Annotated in this window: 18 protein-coding genes; 14 read left to right on the forward strand and 4 right to left on the reverse strand. The window is 69.0% G+C overall.

Annotation, left to right across the window (positions count from 1 at the left end; translation table 11 throughout):
* The first annotated feature begins 156 nt into the window (after positions 1-156).
* From mraZ to msrB, 10 genes are all read left to right on the forward strand, one after another.
* Complete coding sequence (gene mraZ, locus EV655_RS16640; RefSeq protein WP_132546489.1) at positions 157-660, forward strand: division/cell wall cluster transcriptional repressor MraZ; 504 nt, start codon at positions 157-159, stop codon at positions 658-660.
* 3 nt (positions 661-663) lie between these two features.
* Positions 664-1,662: a 16S rRNA (cytosine(1402)-N(4))-methyltransferase RsmH gene (gene rsmH / locus EV655_RS16645; protein WP_132546490.1), complete on the forward strand. Its 999-nt coding sequence runs from the start codon at positions 664-666 to the stop codon at positions 1,660-1,662.
* Positions 1,663-2,025: a cell division protein FtsL gene (gene ftsL, locus EV655_RS16650; RefSeq protein ID WP_132546491.1), complete on the forward strand. Its 363-nt coding sequence runs from the start codon at positions 1,663-1,665 to the stop codon at positions 2,023-2,025.
* Complete coding sequence (locus EV655_RS16655; protein WP_132546492.1) at positions 2,022-3,800, forward strand: peptidoglycan D,D-transpeptidase FtsI family protein; 1,779 nt, start codon at positions 2,022-2,024, stop codon at positions 3,798-3,800. Before ftsL ends, EV655_RS16655 begins: the two co-directional genes overlap by 4 nt.
* 26 nt (positions 3,801-3,826) lie before the next feature.
* Positions 3,827-5,314, forward strand: a complete 1,488-nt coding sequence (locus tag EV655_RS16660; protein ID WP_132546493.1) for a UDP-N-acetylmuramoyl-L-alanyl-D-glutamate--2,6-diaminopimelate ligase — start codon at positions 3,827-3,829, stop codon at positions 5,312-5,314.
* On the forward strand, positions 5,311-6,759 hold the full coding sequence (locus EV655_RS16665; RefSeq protein ID WP_132546494.1) for a UDP-N-acetylmuramoyl-tripeptide--D-alanyl-D-alanine ligase: 1,449 nt from the start codon (positions 5,311-5,313) through the stop codon (positions 6,757-6,759). Before EV655_RS16660 ends, EV655_RS16665 begins: the two co-directional genes overlap by 4 nt.
* Positions 6,759-7,844 carry a phospho-N-acetylmuramoyl-pentapeptide-transferase gene (mraY, locus tag EV655_RS16670; protein ID WP_132546495.1) on the forward strand — a complete coding sequence of 362 codons (1,086 nt, stop codon included), beginning with the start codon at positions 6,759-6,761 and terminating at the stop codon, positions 7,842-7,844. Before EV655_RS16665 ends, mraY begins: the two co-directional genes overlap by 1 nt.
* A gap of 21 nt (positions 7,845-7,865) precedes the next feature.
* Positions 7,866-8,294: a hypothetical protein gene (locus tag EV655_RS16675; protein WP_132546496.1), complete on the forward strand. Its 429-nt coding sequence runs from the start codon at positions 7,866-7,868 to the stop codon at positions 8,292-8,294.
* A gap of 90 nt (positions 8,295-8,384) precedes the next feature.
* A complete protein-coding gene (gene murD, locus EV655_RS16680; protein WP_132546497.1) occupies positions 8,385-9,788 on the forward strand; it encodes a UDP-N-acetylmuramoyl-L-alanine--D-glutamate ligase in 1,404 nt (467 codons plus the stop codon).
* 74 nt (positions 9,789-9,862) lie between these two features.
* Positions 9,863-10,330, forward strand: a complete 468-nt coding sequence (gene msrB / locus EV655_RS16685; RefSeq protein WP_132546498.1) for a peptide-methionine (R)-S-oxide reductase MsrB — start codon at positions 9,863-9,865, stop codon at positions 10,328-10,330.
* Between the two features lie 232 nt (positions 10,331-10,562).
* On the opposite strand, the gene EV655_RS16690 is transcribed toward msrB, so the two are convergent.
* Complete coding sequence (locus EV655_RS16690) at positions 10,563-11,189, reverse strand: J domain-containing protein (protein ID WP_132546499.1); 627 nt, start codon at positions 11,187-11,189, stop codon at positions 10,563-10,565.
* A gap of 76 nt (positions 11,190-11,265) precedes the next feature.
* Here EV655_RS16690 and EV655_RS16695 point away from each other — a divergent pair, with 76 nt between their 5' ends.
* Complete coding sequence (locus EV655_RS16695; protein ID WP_132546500.1) at positions 11,266-11,523, forward strand: BolA family protein; 258 nt, start codon at positions 11,266-11,268, stop codon at positions 11,521-11,523.
* Positions 11,524-11,526: 3 nt separating this feature from the next.
* Here the strand turns inward: EV655_RS16695 and EV655_RS16700 are convergent, their stop codons facing one another.
* Both EV655_RS16700 and EV655_RS16705 read right to left on the reverse strand, forming a co-directional pair.
* Positions 11,527-11,934: a DUF4177 domain-containing protein gene (locus EV655_RS16700; RefSeq protein WP_132546501.1), complete on the reverse strand. Its 408-nt coding sequence runs from the start codon at positions 11,932-11,934 to the stop codon at positions 11,527-11,529.
* A 70-nt stretch (positions 11,935-12,004) separates the two neighbouring features.
* A complete protein-coding gene (locus EV655_RS16705) occupies positions 12,005-12,289 on the reverse strand; it encodes a hypothetical protein (protein ID WP_132546502.1) in 285 nt (94 codons plus the stop codon).
* A gap of 159 nt (positions 12,290-12,448) precedes the next feature.
* Between EV655_RS16705 and EV655_RS16710 the strand changes: the two genes are divergently transcribed.
* Positions 12,449-13,174, forward strand: coding sequence for a hypothetical protein (locus EV655_RS16710; protein ID WP_132546503.1), 726 nt, complete (start codon positions 12,449-12,451; stop codon positions 13,172-13,174).
* 133 nt (positions 13,175-13,307) lie between these two features.
* On the opposite strand, the gene gatB is transcribed toward EV655_RS16710, so the two are convergent.
* Positions 13,308-14,819, reverse strand: a complete 1,512-nt coding sequence (gatB, locus tag EV655_RS16715; RefSeq protein ID WP_132546504.1) for an Asp-tRNA(Asn)/Glu-tRNA(Gln) amidotransferase subunit GatB — start codon at positions 14,817-14,819, stop codon at positions 13,308-13,310.
* Positions 14,820-15,028: 209 nt separating this feature from the next.
* Here gatB and EV655_RS16720 point away from each other — a divergent pair, with 209 nt between their 5' ends.
* Positions 15,029-15,622, forward strand: a complete 594-nt coding sequence (locus EV655_RS16720) for a transglycosylase SLT domain-containing protein (protein ID WP_132546505.1) — start codon at positions 15,029-15,031, stop codon at positions 15,620-15,622.
* Between the two features lie 260 nt (positions 15,623-15,882).
* Positions 15,883-16,923 carry an ABC transporter ATP-binding protein gene (locus EV655_RS16725; RefSeq protein ID WP_424511323.1) on the forward strand — a complete coding sequence of 347 codons (1,041 nt, stop codon included), beginning with the start codon at positions 15,883-15,885 and terminating at the stop codon, positions 16,921-16,923.
* The last annotated feature ends 137 nt before the right edge of the window (positions 16,924-17,060 follow it).

Genomic DNA, 17,060 nt, shown 5'->3' on the forward strand with positions numbered 1-17,060 from the left:
ACAGAGATCCGGCGCGCGGGCGAGCAGAACATCCCCCCAGGTGGCGCGCGCAGCCGGACATCCCGAAGCGGGACGAGGGCGGCGGATCGGGCAGTGGCAGCAGCTCGATCCGCCGTTTTCGTTCCGGACCGGTGAACGAGAAGGAGCGGACGGCCGGTGGCGCGCAGGTTCAGAGGTTCGAGCCGCCACAAGGTGGATGCCAAGGGCAGGGTGTCGATCCCGGCCCAGTTCCGGCGTGTGCTCGAATCCTGCGATCCCGAATGGACTGACGGCTTGCGTCCGCAACTGGTGATCTTCTTCGGAGACCACCGCCGCAAATTCCTTGAATGTTACACGATGAAGGCGATCGAAGAGGTCGACGAGAAGATCGAGTCGCTGCCGCGCGGATCGAAGGCGCGGCGCCGGCTGGAACACATGTTCAGCGGCCAGACCCTGCCGACCGAGGTCGACCCCGACGGTCGTCTCGTGCTGCCGCAGAAGCTGCGCGAAAGGATCGGGCTGGACGACGAGGCCTTCTTCATCGGCTCGGGCGACACCTTCAAGATCTGGAACCCCGACATCTACGAGGCCGAGGAACAGGCCGATACCGAGGCCTGGCTCGAGGAAATGCCGGACGATTTCGACCTGCTTTCCCTGCTGGACAATCCGGAGGCGGTCTGAGCGATGGCCGCCGCGGAACGCCTCTCCCCCTCTGATCCGCCCCACATCCCCGTCCTGCTGCGCCCGCTGCTCGAGGCGGTCTCGCCGGTCCGGGGCACCTGGCTGGACGGCACGTTCGGGGCGGGCGGCTATGCCCGCGGGCTGCTCGATGCGGGCGCGGACCGGGTGATCGGCGTCGACCGCGACCCCAGCGTGGCCGGGATGGCCGCCGACTGGGCCCCGGCCTATGGCGACCGGCTGCGGCTGGTGCAGGGCACGTTCTCGCAGCTTGACAGCCATGCCGGCGGGCCGCTTGACGGCGTGGTGCTGGATCTCGGCGTGTCGTCGATGCAGATCGACCGGGCCGAACGCGGGTTCTCGTTCCAGAAGGATGGGCCCCTGGACATGCGGATGGGCGACGAGGGGCCGTCGGCGGCCGACCTGGTCAACACCGCGTCCGAGGCGAACCTGGCCGACATCCTGTTCCATTACGGCGAGGAACGCGCCGCCCGCCGGATCGCGCGCGCCATCGTGGCCGCCCGCGCCATCGCGCCCATCGTCACCACCGCGCAACTGGCCGAGGTGGTCGCCCGCTGCCTGCCACGCCCGAAGCCCGGCCAGATCCACCCCGCGACCCGCAGCTTCCAGGCGATCCGGATCGCGGTGAACGACGAACTTGGCGAACTGGTGGCCGGGCTCGAGGCCGCCGAACGGGCGCTGACGCCGGGCGGCAAGCTGGCGGTCGTGACCTTCCATTCCCTCGAGGACCGGATCGTCAAGCGGTTCCTGCAACTCAGGTCCGGCCAGGCAGCCGGCACCAGCCGCCACGCGCCCGAGACGCCGCAGGAGGCGGCGCGCTTTCACCTGCTGACCCGCAAGGCCACCGCGCCCGACGACGCCGAGCTTGCCGCCAACCCGCGCGCGCGCTCGGCCAAGCTGCGCGTTGCCGAACGCACCGATGCGCCCGCGGGGCCGGTGGACCGCGCCCTGCTCGGCCTGCCGAAGATCATGGAAGGGGCCTAGATGCGCAGCCTGTTCTACGTCCTGACCGCACTGGCCGTGATGGGGCTTGCCGTCTGGGCCTACCGCGAGAACTACCGCACCCAGGAGGCGATCGCCGAGGTCGAGACGCTGAACCGCGAGATCGGCCTGTTGCGCGAACGCCTGGCCGTGCAGAACGCCGAATGGGCCTATCTGAACCGGCCCGACCGGCTGCGCGCGCTGGCCGACATCAATTTCGACCGGCTGGGCCTGATGCCGCTGGCCCCCGAACAGTTCGCCAGCATCGACCAGGTCGCCTATCCGGCCTTCGAACTGCCCGAGATCGTGATCCCGGCCGAGCTGCTCGACAGCCTGCTCGCCGAAGCGGCGGAGGACCTGCCATGATCCGGACGCCGCTGCGCCCGCTGGCCCGCATCCTGCAAGCCCGCGCAAGGGGCGAGAATCCCGCCGCCATCGAGCGCGAGAACCTGGCGCTTCGCCACGAGCGGATGCGCGATCAGGCCCGTGACCGGGCCGAGGGCCGCCTGCTGATGCTGGGGGTGATGTTCTTCGCGGCCTTCCTGGTGGTCGGCGTCCGCATGGGCAGCCTGGCCGCCTCGGACCCGTCCGAACCGCGCGCCGCCACCCCCGGCGCCGCCATCGTCGCCCAGCGTGCCGACATCACCGACCGCAACGGCAACATCCTGGCCACCAACCTTGCCACCCATGCGCTCTACGCCCAGCCGCCCAACATGATCGAGCCGGGGCGGGTCGCGCGCGAACTGGCCGCGATCTTCCCCGACCTCGACGAGGCCGACCTGCTCAAGGACTTCACCGGCAAGCGCAAGTTCCTGTGGATCAAGAAGAAGATCAGCCCCGAACAGATGCAGCGCGTGCATGACATCGGCGATCCGGGACTGATGTTCGGCCCCCGCGAGATGCGGCTTTATCCCAACGGCCGGCTCGCCTCGCACGTGCTTGGCGGTTCGGGCTTCGGGCGCGAGGGCGTGTCCTCGGCCGAGGTGGTGGGCCGGGCAGGCGTGGAAAAGGCGTTCGACGGCTGGCTGCGCGATCCCGCGAATGGCGGCCAGCCGCTGCGCCTGTCGCTTGACCTGACCGTGCAGGCCGCGGTCGAGCAGGTGCTGGCGGGCGGCATGCGGCTGCTGGATGCCAGGGGCGCGGCGGCGGTCCTGATGGATGCACAGACCGGCGAGGTTGTCTCGCTGGTGTCGCTGCCCGATTTCGATCCGAACGAGCGCCCCCGCCCGTTGACCAAGGGCGATCCGTCCGAAAGCCCGCTGTTCAACCGCGCCGTCCAAGGGGTCTACGAACTGGGCTCGACCTTCAAGACCTTCACCGTCGCCCAAGCCCTGGAAGAGGGGATCGTCACCCCCGCCACGATGATCGAGACCAAGGGGCCGCTGGTCTGGGGCCGCCACCGCATCCGCGACTTCCACAATTACGGGCCGCAGCTTTCGGTGACCGACGTGCTGGTGAAAAGCTCGAACATCGGGACCGCGCGCATCGTCCAGCGCATCGGGGCCGAGCGTCAGCGCGACTTCCTCGGCCGCCTCGGATTCCTGGAAGCGACGGGCCTGGAACTGGTCGAGGCGCCCAGCGGCAAGCCGCTTCTGCCGCCGAAATGGACCGAGATCTCGATGATGACGATCTCTTATGGCCACGGGCTTTCGGCCAGCCCGCTGCACCTGGCCGCGGCCTATGCGACCGTTGCCAATGGCGGCTACCGGGTGACGCCCACGATCCTGGCCGGTCAGGGCAGGCGGGGCGAACGCGTGATCTCCGAGGCGACATCGGCGGCGATCCGGACGATGCTGCGGCAGGTTGTCTCGCGCGGGACGGCGACGCTGGCCGATGTGCCGGGCTATGCCGTGGGCGGCAAGACCGGCACCGCCGACAAGCCCAAGCCGACGGGCGGCTACTACAAGGACAAGGTGCTAGCGACCTTTGTCAGCGTCTTCCCGGCCAATGCGCCGCGCTACGTGCTGGTCGTCAGCCTGGACGAGCCCGAGGACCGCACCGGCCCCGAACACCGCCGCACCGCGGGCTGGACCGCTGCGCCGGTGGCGGGCGAAATCATCCGCCGCGCCGCGCCGCTGCTGGGGCTGCGGCCGGAGATTGAAACCGCCGGGGGCTTCGGGGTAACACTGGCCGCAAATTAGGGCCGCGAACCAGGGGGCGGGGGATCATGGACAGCCGCTCGGACACGACGCTCGCCGCGCTTGGCCTCCGGGCCCGGGGCGGGCGCGAGGCGCGGATCGCGGGACTGGCCATCGACAGCCGCGAGGTCAGGCCCGGCTATCTCTTCGCCGCCTTTCCCGGCAGCCGCGTGCACGGGGCCGAGTTCATCCCCTATGCGTTGCGGCAGGGCGCCGCGGCGGTGCTGACCGATGCCGCGGGCGCACGGGTCGCGACCGCGCCCCTTGCCGGGTCGGATGCCGCCCTGATCGTGGCCGAAGACCCCCGGGCGGCCTTTGCCGCCGCCGCCGCCCTGTGGTTCGCGGCCCAGCCCACGATCATGGCCGCCGTCACCGGCACCAACGGCAAGACCTCGGTCGCCCATTTCACCCGCCAGATCTGGACGCTGCTGGGCCACGAGGCGGCCAGCCTCGGGACCACGGGGGTCGAGGGGGCGTATCAGGCGCCGCTCGCCCACACCACGCCCGACGCGCTGACCCTGCATCGGCTGCTGGCCGGAATGGCCGGGGCGGGCGTCACCCACGCGATCATGGAGGCGTCCAGCCACGGTCTGGCCCAGGCCCGTCTTGACGGCGTGGTCCTGAGGGCCGCGGGCTTCACCAACTTCACCCAGGATCACCTCGACTACCACGCGACCTTCGAGGAGTATTTCGCCGCCAAGGCGGGGCTTTTCGACCGGGTGCTGCCGCAGGACGGCACTGCCGTCGTGAACATCGACGATCCCAAGGGGCCGGTCGTGTCGGGCATTGCCAAGGCGCGCGGCCAGCAGGTGCTGACCGTCGGCAGCGACCCCGGCGCCGATCTCAGGATCGCGGCCCAGCGATTTGACGCGACCGGGCAGGAATTGCGGCTCGACTGGCAGGGCCGGGCGCGGCAGGTGCGGCTGGATCTGATCGGCGGGTTCCAGGCGCAGAACGTGGCGCTGGCCGCGGGCCTTGCCATCGCCTGCGGTGATGAGCCATGGCAGGTCTTCGACACGCTGCCAGGGTTGCGCGGTGTGCGCGGCCGGATGCAGCTGGCCGCGACGCGCGCCAACGGGGCGTCGGTCTTCGTCGACTACGCCCACACGCCTGACGCGATCCAGACCGCGCTGCGGGCGCTGCGCCCGCATGTGATGGGCCGGATCGTCATCGTCTTCGGCGCGGGCGGCGACCGTGACCGGACCAAGCGGCCGTTGATGGGGCAGGCCGCTGCCGCCCATGCCGACGTGGTCTTCGTGACCGACGACAACCCCCGCAGCGAAAGCCCGCCGGTGATCCGGTCCGAGGTGATGCAGGGCTGCCCCGAGGCGATCGAGGTGGGCGACCGGGCCGAGGCGATCCTGCGCGGCATCGACGCGCTGGAACCTGGGGACGCGCTGCTGATCGCCGGCAAGGGGCACGAGACGGGGCAGACCGTCGGCGAGACCATCTATCCCTTCGACGACGTGGAACAGGCCAGCGTGGCGGTCGCCGCGCTTGACGGGCGCGGCGCATGAGCGCGCTCTGGACCGCCGAAGAGGCCGCCGCCGCCACCGGCGGGCGCGCCACGACGCGCTGGCAGGCCACCGGCGTTTCCATCGACACCCGCAGCCTTGCCCGCGGCGACCTGTTCGTCGCGCTCAAGGACCAGCGCGACGGGCATGATTTCGTCGCCGACGCGCTGGCGCGGGGCGCGTCCGCCGCCCTTGTCTCGCGCATCCCCGAGGGCGTCGCCGATAACGCGCCGCTGCTGGTCGTGCCCGACGTGCTGGGCGCGCTCGTGGCGCTGGGCGTCGCGGGGCGGGCACGGGCGCGGGCGCGCGTGGTCGCCGTCACCGGCTCGGTCGGCAAGACCTCGACCAAGGAGATGCTGCGCGCCGTCCTCGCCGGGCAGGGCCGGGTCCATGCCGCCGAGGCGAGCTTCAACAACCATTGGGGGGTGCCGCTGACGCTGGCCCGCCTGCCGGCTGACGCCGATTTCGCCGTGGTCGAGATCGGCATGAACCACCCCGGAGAGATCGCGCCGCTGGCCCGGATGGCCCGCCCCCATGTCGCCCTGATCACCACCATCGCCCCCGCCCATCTCGAGGCGTTCGATGATCTTTCGGGCATCGCCCGCGAAAAGGCGTCGATCTTCGAGGGGCTGGAACCGGGCGGGGTGGCGGTCTGTCCCGCCGATCTGGAGGTCAGCCCGATCCTTGTCGAGGCCGCCCGGGAACGGGCCGGATCGACGATCACGTTCGGGGCCACGAAAGAGTGCGACTTCAGGCTTCTATCGGCGGAAATTCATCCCACGTCCACGGTCATAGGTGCCAAGGTGCAGGGCGAGAAACTGCTGTTCAAGATCCGCGCGCCGGGGCGCCATTTCGCGACCAACGCACTGGGCGTTCTGGCGGTGGCCGAGGCGCTGGGCATCGACCGGGCGGTGGCGGCCTGCGACCTGGGGGCGTGGCTTCCGCCGGGCGGGCGGGGGGCGCGGCTGGGCATCGCGCTTGACCCGATCGACCGCGACATCGCGCTCGAGGTGATCGACGACGCGTTCAATGCCAACCCCGCCTCGATGGCCGCCGCCCTCGAGGTGCTGGCCGCCGCCATGCCCCGCGACGGGGTGGGCCGTGTCGCCCGCGGCCGCCGCATCGCCATCCTCGGGGACATGCTGGAACTGGGCCCGCAGGAACAGGCGCTGCACGCAGGCCTTGCCGACCTGCCCGCCATGGGCCGCGTCGATCTGGTGCATTGCGTCGGACCGCGAATGAGGGCGCTCTATTTCGCGTTGCCGTTGAAGCGCCGCGGCCAGTGGTTCGACGAGGCCGAGCCGCTGGCGGCCAGGGTGCACGGGCTCGTCGATGCGGGCGATGTCGTGCTGGTCAAGGGCTCCAAGGGCAGCCGCGTCTCGATCGTCGTTGACGCGCTGCGGAAACTGGGCCAAGCGCTCCCCGAAACCGACGAGGACCTTGACTGATGCTGTTCTGGCTGGCCGATCTTTCCGACGGGGGCGGCGCGTTCAACCTGTTCCGCTACATCACCTTCCGGGCGGGCGCGGCGTTCTTCACCGCGCTGGTGTTCGGCTTCCTGTTCGGGCGGCCGCTGATCAACCTGCTGCGCAAGCGCCAGAAGAACGGCCAGCCGATCCGGGCGGACGGCCCCGCTAGCCACCTGGAAACCAAGGCGGGCACGCCCACCATGGGCGGTGTGCTGATCCTGGGCGGGCTGATCTTCTCGACGCTTTTGTGGGCGCGGCTCGACAATTCCTATGTCTGGCTCCTGCTCTTCGTCACCCTGTCCTTCGGGGCGATCGGCTTTGCCGACGACTATGCCAAGGTGTCGAAGAACAACGTCAAGGGCGTGCCGGGGCGGGTGCGCTTCGGGCTTGGGTTGGCGATCGCGGCCATTGCCGGGGTCTGGGCGGCATTGATCCACCCGGCGGATCTCAGCTTTCAACTTGCCTTTCCTGTATTCAAGGACACGCTGTTGAACATGGGCTATCTCTTCGTGCCCTTCGCGATGATCGTGATCGTGGGCGCGGCGAACGCGGTGAACCTGACCGACGGGCTGGACGGCCTTGCGATCATGCCGGTGATGATCGCCGCCGCCACGCTGGGCGTGATCGCCTACGCGGTGGGGCGCGTCGACTTTACCGAGTATCTCGACGTCCACTACGTGCCCGGCACCGGCGAGATCCTGATCTTCTGCGCCGGACTGATCGGCGCGGGGCTGGGATTCCTGTGGTATAATGCCCCACCGGCTGCGGTCTTCATGGGCGATACGGGGTCGCTCGCGCTGGGCGGCGCGCTGGGCGCGATCGCGGTGGCGACCAAGCACGAGATCGTTTTGGCCATAGTTGGCGGGCTTTTCGTGATCGAGGCGCTGTCGGTCATCGTTCAGGTCGGCTACTTCAAGGCGACCGGTAAACGTGTGTTTCTTATGGCACCCATCCATCATCATTTCGAGAAGAAGGGATGGGCGGAACCCCAGATCGTGATACGGTTCTGGATCATCAGCCTGATCCTCGCGCTGATCGGGCTGGCAACCCTCAAGGTGCGCTGAGAGGGAAAGGAGGACGAGAGCATGGAATACAAGATCGTGGACGAAGAATTCGTCCGTGAGGTGCGGCCGGAACCAAAGCGGCCGCACCGTGACCGCAAGGCCTTCTGGGCGTCGCCCCGGCTGCACGCCGTCACCCCCGACGTCAGCCTCAAGCAATGGGACGGCGTGCCGCCCTTCGGGATCGTGGCCTTCATCGGCTACCTGATCGCGCTGACGGTGGTCTTTTCCGACCAGGTGGTGCCCTACTGCATCGAGAATTTCGCCCAGCCTCAGAACTGCGCGCCGATCTTCGACCGGGTGCTGCCGATCGCGCTGGCGGCCATCGTGGTCGTTCCGGCGGTCAGCGGGGCGGTGCGGCGGATGGGCGGCAACCGGGCGGCAAGCCAGGCCCTGGCGGTCACCGCCGTCCTGATGCCGCCGCTGATCCTGGGCTGGCAGCTTCTGGTCTGACCGCGCAGCGGCCCGGCAGGCACCGGGCCGTCTTGCATCCGGCGGCCCGCAATGGGCATGCTCGCCCCGTCGTTCAGAGGGGGCGAAGGGATGATTCCGGTACGCGGCGTGAACGGGGCGCGGGTGGCCGTTCTTGGGTTGGGCCGTTCGGGCCTGTCGGCGGCACGCAGCCTGCGCGCGGGCGGCGCCGAGGTGCTGGCCTGGGATGACAACGCCGCCGCGCGCGCCGCCGCCGAGGCCGAGGGCTTCGTCCCCGTCGACCTGACACGGGCCAGTGCGCTGGAGGGGGCCGCGGCGCTGATCCTCAGCCCCGGCATCCCGCATCTCTACCCGGCCCCCAACCCGGTCGTCGCCGCCGCCTGGGCGGCGGGGGTGCCCGTCGACAACGATATCGGGCTGTTCTTCCGCTCGCTCGCCACCGACGACTGGGAGGTGTTCGAAAGCCCGCCCCGCGTGATCGCGGTCACCGGCTCGAACGGCAAGTCCACCACCGCGGCGTTGATCCATCACGTGCTGACCGCGGCAGGCCGGGACAGCCAGCTTGCGGGCAATATCGGCCGCGGCGTGCTGGACATCGCCCCCCCGGGCGAGGGTGGCGCGGTGGTGCTGGAACTGTCCTCCTACCAGACAGAGCTTGCCCGCGCGCTGACCCCCGATATCGCGGTGCTGACCAACCTGTCGCCCGACCACCTGGACCGGCATGGCGGGCGGGGCGGCTATTTCGCGGCCAAGCGCAGGCTCTTCGCCGAGGGCGGGCCGGACCGCGCCATCATCGGCGTGGACGAGGACGAGGGGCGGTTCCTGGCCAACCAGCTTGCCGAGGCGGCGGCGGACGACCGGGTGATCCGCATCTCCTCGGGTCAGAAGCTGACTGGCCCGGGCTGGTCGGTCTTCGCGCGCAAGGGGTTCCTGGCCGAATGGCGCAAGGGCCGGCAGGTGGCCAGCATCGACCTGCGCGCGGTGCCTGGCCTGCCCGGCGCCCACAACCACCAGAATGCCTGCGCCGCCTATGCCGCCGCGCGCTGCCTCGGCATCGGGCCGCGCGAGATCGAGCGCGCCTTCCACGATTTCGCGGGCCTGCCGCACCGCAGCCAGCTGGTGGCCGAGGCGGCGGGCGTGCGTTTCATCAACGATTCCAAGGCCACCAACGCCGCTTCGGCCGCGCAGGCGCTGGCCGCCTTCCCGCGCATCCGCTGGATCTGCGGCGGGCTGGAAAAGGAGGGCGGGCTCGACGCGCTGGCCCCCCATCTGGGCCATGTCGCCAAGGCCTATGTGATCGGCCGCGAGGCCGCGTCCTTCGCCCTGCACCTGCGCGACATCCCGCACGAGATCTGCACCTCCATGGCCAGCGCGGTCGCCCGCGCCGCCGAGGAGGCAGCGCCGGGCGAGGTGGTGCTGCTGGCCCCCGCCGCGGCAAGCTTTGACCAGTACGACAATTTCGAAAAGCGCGGCGAGGATTTCATCGCCGAGGTGCGGCGGCGGCTGGCGGGCTAGCTCACATGCCCCGCGCGCGATCGTGAGATGCGCCCGCGGCCGGGGGCGCCTATGATCCGTCCGAGGAGGACGCCATGATCCGACGCCAGTTCCTGACCGGAGCCGCGGCCGCGGCTCTTGCCGCGCCCGCGCGGGCCGCCGACAGCTTCGAGATCACCCGGACCGAGGCCGAGTGGCGTGCCCGTCTGTCCGACTTGGAATACCGCGTGATGCGGCAGGAGGGCACCGAGCGTGCGTTCACCAGCCCGCTCAACGACGAGAAGCGCCCGGGGCTCTTTCTCTGCAAGGGCTGCGACCTGCCACTCTACGACGCTGCCACCAAGTTCGACAGCGGCACCGGCTGGCCCAGCTTCTGGACGGCGCGGCCGGGCGCGGTGGGCACCAGGCCCGACCGCACGCTCTGGATGGTCCGCACCGAGGTCCATTGCCGCCGCTGCGGCAGCCATCTCGGCCACATCTTCGATGACGGCCCGCCCCCCACCGGCAAGCGGCACTGCATCAACGGGGCAAGCCTCGCGTTCCGGCCCGCCAACGGGACGTGAGGCGATCTCCGCCGGACGACGGTCATGCGTCCCCTTGCGTCCCTTCGGATTTCGCCCTGGCTGACGCCAGGGCGACCCGCGCGGGGGGCGCTGCCCCCAGCGACCCCCCGGAGTATTTCTGCCAAGAAGAAGCACAAACCCGGTTTCATCTGGCCGGAAATATCCGGTGGGGAGTCGGAGGGACGGGGGGGCAGATCCGCGCACGGTAGTCCGGCAAAGGCACAGCACCACCTTAGCGGAAGCTGCGGCTGTCCTTGATCTGGTCCCAGGCCCAGACGACTTCCTGAAGGCGGTCCTCGTCGGCGCGATTGCCGCCGTTCATGTCGGGATGCAGGTCCTTGACCAGCGACTTGTACTGCTTGCGGATTTCCAGCTTGGTCCAGCTGTCCTCGGCGCCGAGGATCTCCAGCGCCTTGCGCTCGGTCGGCGGCAGGCGGCGCGTCGCGCCGGTCGAGCGTCCCGGGTTCCGCGTGGCGTTGTCGCCCAGCACCTGATGCGGATCGTCCACCCCCAGCCGCGACCAGGCGCGCTGTTCGTCGCGGTTGCCGAAGGGTTTGGTCTCGCGCTCCCAGACCCGATCCTTGTCGATCTGGGCCTCGAACTCTTCCTCGGACACACCGTGGAAGTAGTTCCATCTCAGGTTGTATTCCCGCACATGGTCCTTGCAGAACCACAGGTATTCGTCGAGGTGGTCGGGCGATCTTGGCGCACGGTACTGGCCCGCCAGCGTGCAGCCCGGGTGTTCGCAGTTGCGTTGCGAGGTCTCGATCGCGCCCGACATCCCGCGCCGCCCGCGGGTTCGCTTCTTCTTGTCCGCCGACACGGAGATGTCGAACCCGAAGGGATCGGTTTTCGTCATGGCCAGCCACCTTTTCGACTCGGACCAGAGAGTTTAGTCAGTTGTGTGTGAGAATGAAGGGGGCGCAGGGCGAAAAATGAGTGTGAGCGAGGAAATCCGCAGCCGGCTGGAGGCCGCCTTCGCCCCGGACCGGCTGGACGTCACCGACGAGAGCGAGCGGCACCGGGGCCATTCCGGCTGGCGCGAGGGGGGCCAGACGCATTTCCGCGTGGTGATCGCCGCCCCCAGCTTCGCGGCAATGACCCGGGTCGAGCGGCACAGGGCTGTCCATGCCGCGCTCGGCCCCGACCTCGTGGGCCGCATCCACGCGCTGGCTCTGACGGTCGAGGGCTAGGGCTCAGGCCTCGTCATCGCGCGCCGGGCCCAGCGGGCGGATGGCGCGGAACACGGGATCGCGCCGCGCGGCGCCCAGGCTCGGCGCCAGGCCGTGCCCGGGATCGGGCGACAGCGAGGCCGCAGCGGCGGCCGCGATCTCCTCGGGGCTTGCCGCCTGGGGCAGGGCGCCGCGCTCGGCCCGGGGGCGGCGGAACACCAGCATGGTCTGCGTGGTCTCGACCCGCCCCGTCAGCCCCTTGCGTTCCACGCAGGGCAGGCTTTCGGCGCGCAGGTATTCCCAGCCCTCGGCCGCCATCGCGTTCAGGATCTCGGTCAGCACGACCGCGAAGCGCTCGCCCGTTCCGCTCGCCCCCTTGGCCCGCCTGGCCCGCTCGGGGGCGGGCAGCACCTTGTACTCGAAAACGGTCATGTCGCCTGTCCTGCTGGAAGTTGTCGCCCCGATCTAGCCGATTCGGCGCGAAAGGTCCCGCCCCCGTCGCTCAACCGATCCGCGCGGCCAGTTGCGTGGCGATCCGCTCGCGAAGGGTGGTGCATTGCCCGTGCTCAAAGGCCGTATGCTCGGGATCGAAGACCCGCAGCGCCGCCGCGACATGGCCCAGCGCCGCCTCCAGGTGCGGGCACGGATTGGCGGTCGCTTCCTGTGCCGCCAGCGCCATGTTCTTCTGCGTCGTGTCCAAGTCCACCGGGTGGTCAGCCTCGGTGCGGACGCGCAGTGCGGAGCGATAGGCGGCGGCTACCTCTTCCAGAAGGCCCGCACGCTCCACGCCAACCTGTCGCTACCGAACCGGGGGCCGAAATGAGAACTTGCTGGTACGTTTTACATCCCAAGCCTTTTAGACAGGCGGTTGGCACCAGCGTGGAGAACTTACACAAGTATGTGCGTTCGCGCGGCAGCGAACCTCGACCTGTGGTAGCCTTTAAACATGGACAGCCAGCCGACACCGCCCGGATGGGACAACGACCCGCTCACGCGATATCTCGACGATGCGCGAGGCAACCAGTTCGCCACGTTCGCCAACAAGCGGTCCGAAGTCATTGACCTGATCACCATCGACGGCATGTTTCGCAAACTGTTGGACGGTGCGCTGAACCCAAGGCCGTTCGTTCCGATGGGGTTTCTGCTCCGTGCGCATTCCGCATACCTTTCCGCGGTAGGTGCGGTGATGGCGGGTCAGGCCTATGAATCTCAGGCTCTGCTTCGTGTTTGTCTCGAACAAGGGGCCTATGCCCACTACATCGGCGACGACAAGGCGCGGTACGAGTTATGGCTGAACCGCCACGACAGCCCTGCAACGATGCAGGCTGTGCGCGAAGAATTCACCTACGGCAAGGTCTCTCGCCACCTCACAGACGCCGACGCCAAGCTGGGCAGCGTCTACAAGACGCTTTACGAGCGGACCATAGATCGTGGCGCGCACCCGAATGTGATGGGGACGTCGCTCAGTTCCAAGTTCCTGGATCTGGAGGATGGCGGGAAGCAGATCCTTGCGATCTACCTCCAGGGCGAGGGGTTGTTGCTGGACGGGGGCCTCAAGGCGGCGGCTCAGGTCGGGCTGTGGGTGCTTCGCATCGCTCAGTCGATTTACCCGGCCCGCGTGCAGGCAGTCGGCATCCAGTACCAGCTTGCCGACATGCTCGAGCGGTTCTGATCGACATCAATCAGGAGACAGCAATCGACTGTGCGCTCAGAATGGACGTATCGGCTCACGCTCTAGGCGCGGCCCGACGGGCCGATCAAGCGGTCCAACGAAAAGTCTGATCCTCATGAAACCGTGAGAAATCTCACACGCCCAGCTTCCGGGCCACGATCTCGTTCACCGCCTGGGGGTTGGCCTTGCCGCCCGTGGCCTTCATCACCTGGCCCACGAACCAGCCTGCAAGTTTCGGATTCTGCTTGGCTTTTTCAACCTGCGCGGGGTTCTGGGCGATGATCTCGTCGACCGCCACCTCGATCGCCGACAGGTCGGTGACCTGCCTCATCCCCCTTGCCTCGACGATCTCGGCCGGATCGCCGCCCTCGACATAGACAAGCTCGAACAGGTCCTTGGCAATCTTGCCGGAAATGTCTCCCGAGGTGATAAGGTCGATGATCTTTCCCAGCTGGTCCGGGCTGACCGGGCTGCCGGTAATATCGCGGTCATCTTTCTTGAGCCTTCCGAAAAGCTCGTTGATGACCCAGTTCGCCGCCGTCTTGCCGTCGCGCCCCTCGGCCACGGACTCGAAATAGGCCGCCGAGTCCACATCCGCCGTCAGCACGCCCGCATCGTATTCGGTCAGGCCGAAGTCATTGACGAACCTCGCCTTCTTCTCGTCCGGCAGCTCGGGCAGCGACGCCTTGATGTCGTCCACCCAGGCCTGTTCGATCTCCAGCGGCAACAGGTCGGGGCAGGGGAAGTAGCGGTAATCATGCGCCTCTTCCTTGGACCGCATCGACCGCGTCTCGCCCTTGTCCGGATCGTAAAGCCGGGTTTCCTGCACGATCGAGCCGCCATCCTCGAGGATGGCGATCTGGCGGCGCGCCTCGTACTCGATCGCCTGCTGGATGAACCGCATCGAGTTCATGTTCTTGATTTCGCAGCGGGTTCCCAGCACCGAATGATCGCCCGTCTCGCGGTACTTCTCGTAGTCGCCCGGCCGGCAGACCGACACGTTCACATCGGCGCGCAGATTGCCGTTCTGCATGTTGCCGTCGCAGGTGCCCAAGTACCGCATGATCTGGCGCAGCTTGCCGACATAGGCGGCGGCCTCTTCGGGGCCGCGCAGGTCGGGGCGGCTGACGATTTCCATCAGGGCGACGCCGGTGCGGTTGAGATCCACGAAGGACATCGCCGGGTCCATGTCATGGATCGATTTGCCTGCATCCTGTTCCAGGTGGATGCGCTCGATCCTGACCCGCCGCGCGACGCCGGGGCCCATGTCGACGATCACCTCGCCCTCGCCGACGATGGGGTGGTAAAGCTGGGAAATCTGATAGCCCTGCGGCAGGTCGGGGTAGAAGTAGTTCTTGCGGTCGAAGGCCGACACCAGGTTGATCGCGGCCTTGAGACCCAGCCCGGTGCGCACCGCCTGGGCCACGCAGAACTCGTTGATGACGGGCAGCATGCCGGGCATCGCGGCATCGACGAAGGCGACGTTGGAATTGGGCTCGGCGCCGAAGGCGGTCGAGGCGCCGGAGAACAGCTTGGCGTTCGAGGCGACCTGGGCATGCACCTCGAGCCCGATCACCAGTTCCCATTCGGCCTTGGCGCCGGAGATCACCTTGGGTTTGGGGGCTTCGTAGGCGAGGTCGAGCATGGCGGCGGTCCTTTCACAGCGCGGCATGTCTACGGCAGGGGGCGGGCGCGGGCAAGGGGGAGGGGACCGGCGGCGGGCCGCCGATCGGGGGCCTGCGCTTCGGCGGGGCTCCGCCCATGGCCCGGCGTCGGGCTTGCTCGGCGGGCGCAGGGCGGGGGATAAGGTGGCGGCCGGGCACATAACGCCCGGCGCGATGTGATGTCCAGCCAATGCGTGCCCTTGTCGTTGCCCTGTGCCTTGTTCTTCCCGCCGCCTGCATGAAGGCCCCCGATACGTCCTCGCGGGCGACATTCGGACCTTCGGGGCTCCCGCAGATGCGCTGGGACCACCGGCCCGAGGCGACGGCCTGGACCGCGGCAAGCCTGGAGGCGCTGTCGGCCCACGGCGCGGCATTGGCCGAGACCGTGCCCGCCGACATCGCACGCTGGTGCCCGTCCTATCCCGAGGCCGGAACCGCCCAGCGGCAGGCATTCTGGGCGGGGTTGTTCTCGGCGCTGGCCAAGCATGAAAGCACGTGGAATCCCGACGCCGTAGGCGGCGGAGGGCGCTGGTTCGGCCTGGTGCAGATCGCGCCGGCAACCGCGCGTGCCTACGGCTGCAGCGCAACCAGCGGCGAGGCGCTGAAGGACGGGGCGGCGAACCTCTCCTGCGCGATCCGGATCGCGGCGCGGACGGTCACGCGCGATGGCGTGGTGGCTGCGGGCGGGGGCGGCGTGGCGGCCGACTGGGGGCCGATGACCGTGGCCGCCAAGCGCGAGGAGATCGCCGCCTGGACCCGCGCCCAGCCCTATTGCGGCGGCTGAACGGCGCGCCGTAACGGGATCGGATCAGCGTCGGGGTTTCATCGGACCTTTGTCCGCATCGGGTCATGCGGTGCACCCGGCGGGGGCGACTGCCTCGAAAAGCGGCACAGTCCCTTGGGTGCGCCTTGCGGCGGCGGCGCTGCATTGATATCCGCTCCGGAAGTCCGATAAATTCCATCGGAAATCGCGCGAGGCAGGACTTGAGCACCCCGACCCCCCGGCTGGAAATCCAGAACATCGCCCGCGCCTTCGATGGCCGCATGGTCGTCGACGATGTGTCGCTGAAGGTGATGCCCGGGCAGGTAACCTGTCTGCTGGGTCCGTCGGGCTGCGGCAAGTCCACGACGCTGCGCGTGATCGCAGGCGTCGACATGCAGGACACCGGGCGCATCTTCATCGACGGCCAGCTTGTCTGCGACACGATCTACCGGGTGCCGCCGGAACGCCGCTCGGTCGGGTTGATGTTCCAGGACTTCGCGCTGTTTCCCCATCTCAGCGTGGCCGAGAACGTGGCCTTCGGGCTGACCGGGCGGCGGGCGGACAAGCGGCGCCGGGTCGAGGAGTTGCTGGAGCGGGTCGATCTGTTGCGATATGTCGACGACTATCCGCACCAGCTCTCGGGGGGCGAGCAGCAACGGGTGGCGCTGGCACGCGCATTGGCGCCGCGGCCCAAGATCATGCTGATGGACGAACCCTTCTCGGGGCTCGACAACCGGCTGCGAGACGAGATTCGCGACGAGACGCTGGGCGTGCTGAAGGAAGAGGGCACCGCGGTCCTGCTGGTCACCCATGAGCCCGACGAGGCGATGCGCATGGCCGACGAGATCGCGCTGATGCGGCGGGGCAAGATCGTCCAGCAGGGGGCGCCCTACAACCTCTACAACGCTCCGGTGGACCGGGCGGCGGCGGCGTTCTTCAGCGATATCAACGTGATCCGGGGCAAGGTGAAGAACCTGCTGACCGAGACACCCTTCGGCCAGTTCCTGACGCCGGCCATGCCCGACGGATCCGAGGTGGACATCATCATCCGTCCGCAGCACGTTAAGATCGACTTCGACCGCAATGGGCGCGGGCCGAATCCGACGCCCGAGGACGGCGTGCCCGCGCGCGCGGTGGTCGAACGGGCGCGCTTCATGGGCTCGGAAAGCCTGGTCGAGTTCCGGATGGATTATGACGGGACGATCCTGAAGGCGACGGTGCCGGCGGTGTTCCTGCCGAAGCCGGGAATGACGATGTGGCTGATGATCCGCCGCGACCGGTGCTTTGTCTTCCCGGCGCCGGGGCATGGACGGGCGGCCTGAGCGGCGGTGGCGGGTTTCGCCTTGGCTGTTGCCAAGGCGACCGGGGGGGGGGGGGGGGGGGGGGGGGGGGGGGGGGGGGGGGGGGGGGGGGGGGGGGGGGGGGGGGGGGGGGGGGGGGGGGGGGGGGGGGGGGGGGG

Source organism: Rhodovulum euryhalinum (genome assembly GCF_004342445.1).
Classification (GTDB): domain Bacteria; phylum Pseudomonadota; class Alphaproteobacteria; order Rhodobacterales; family Rhodobacteraceae; genus Rhodovulum; species Rhodovulum euryhalinum.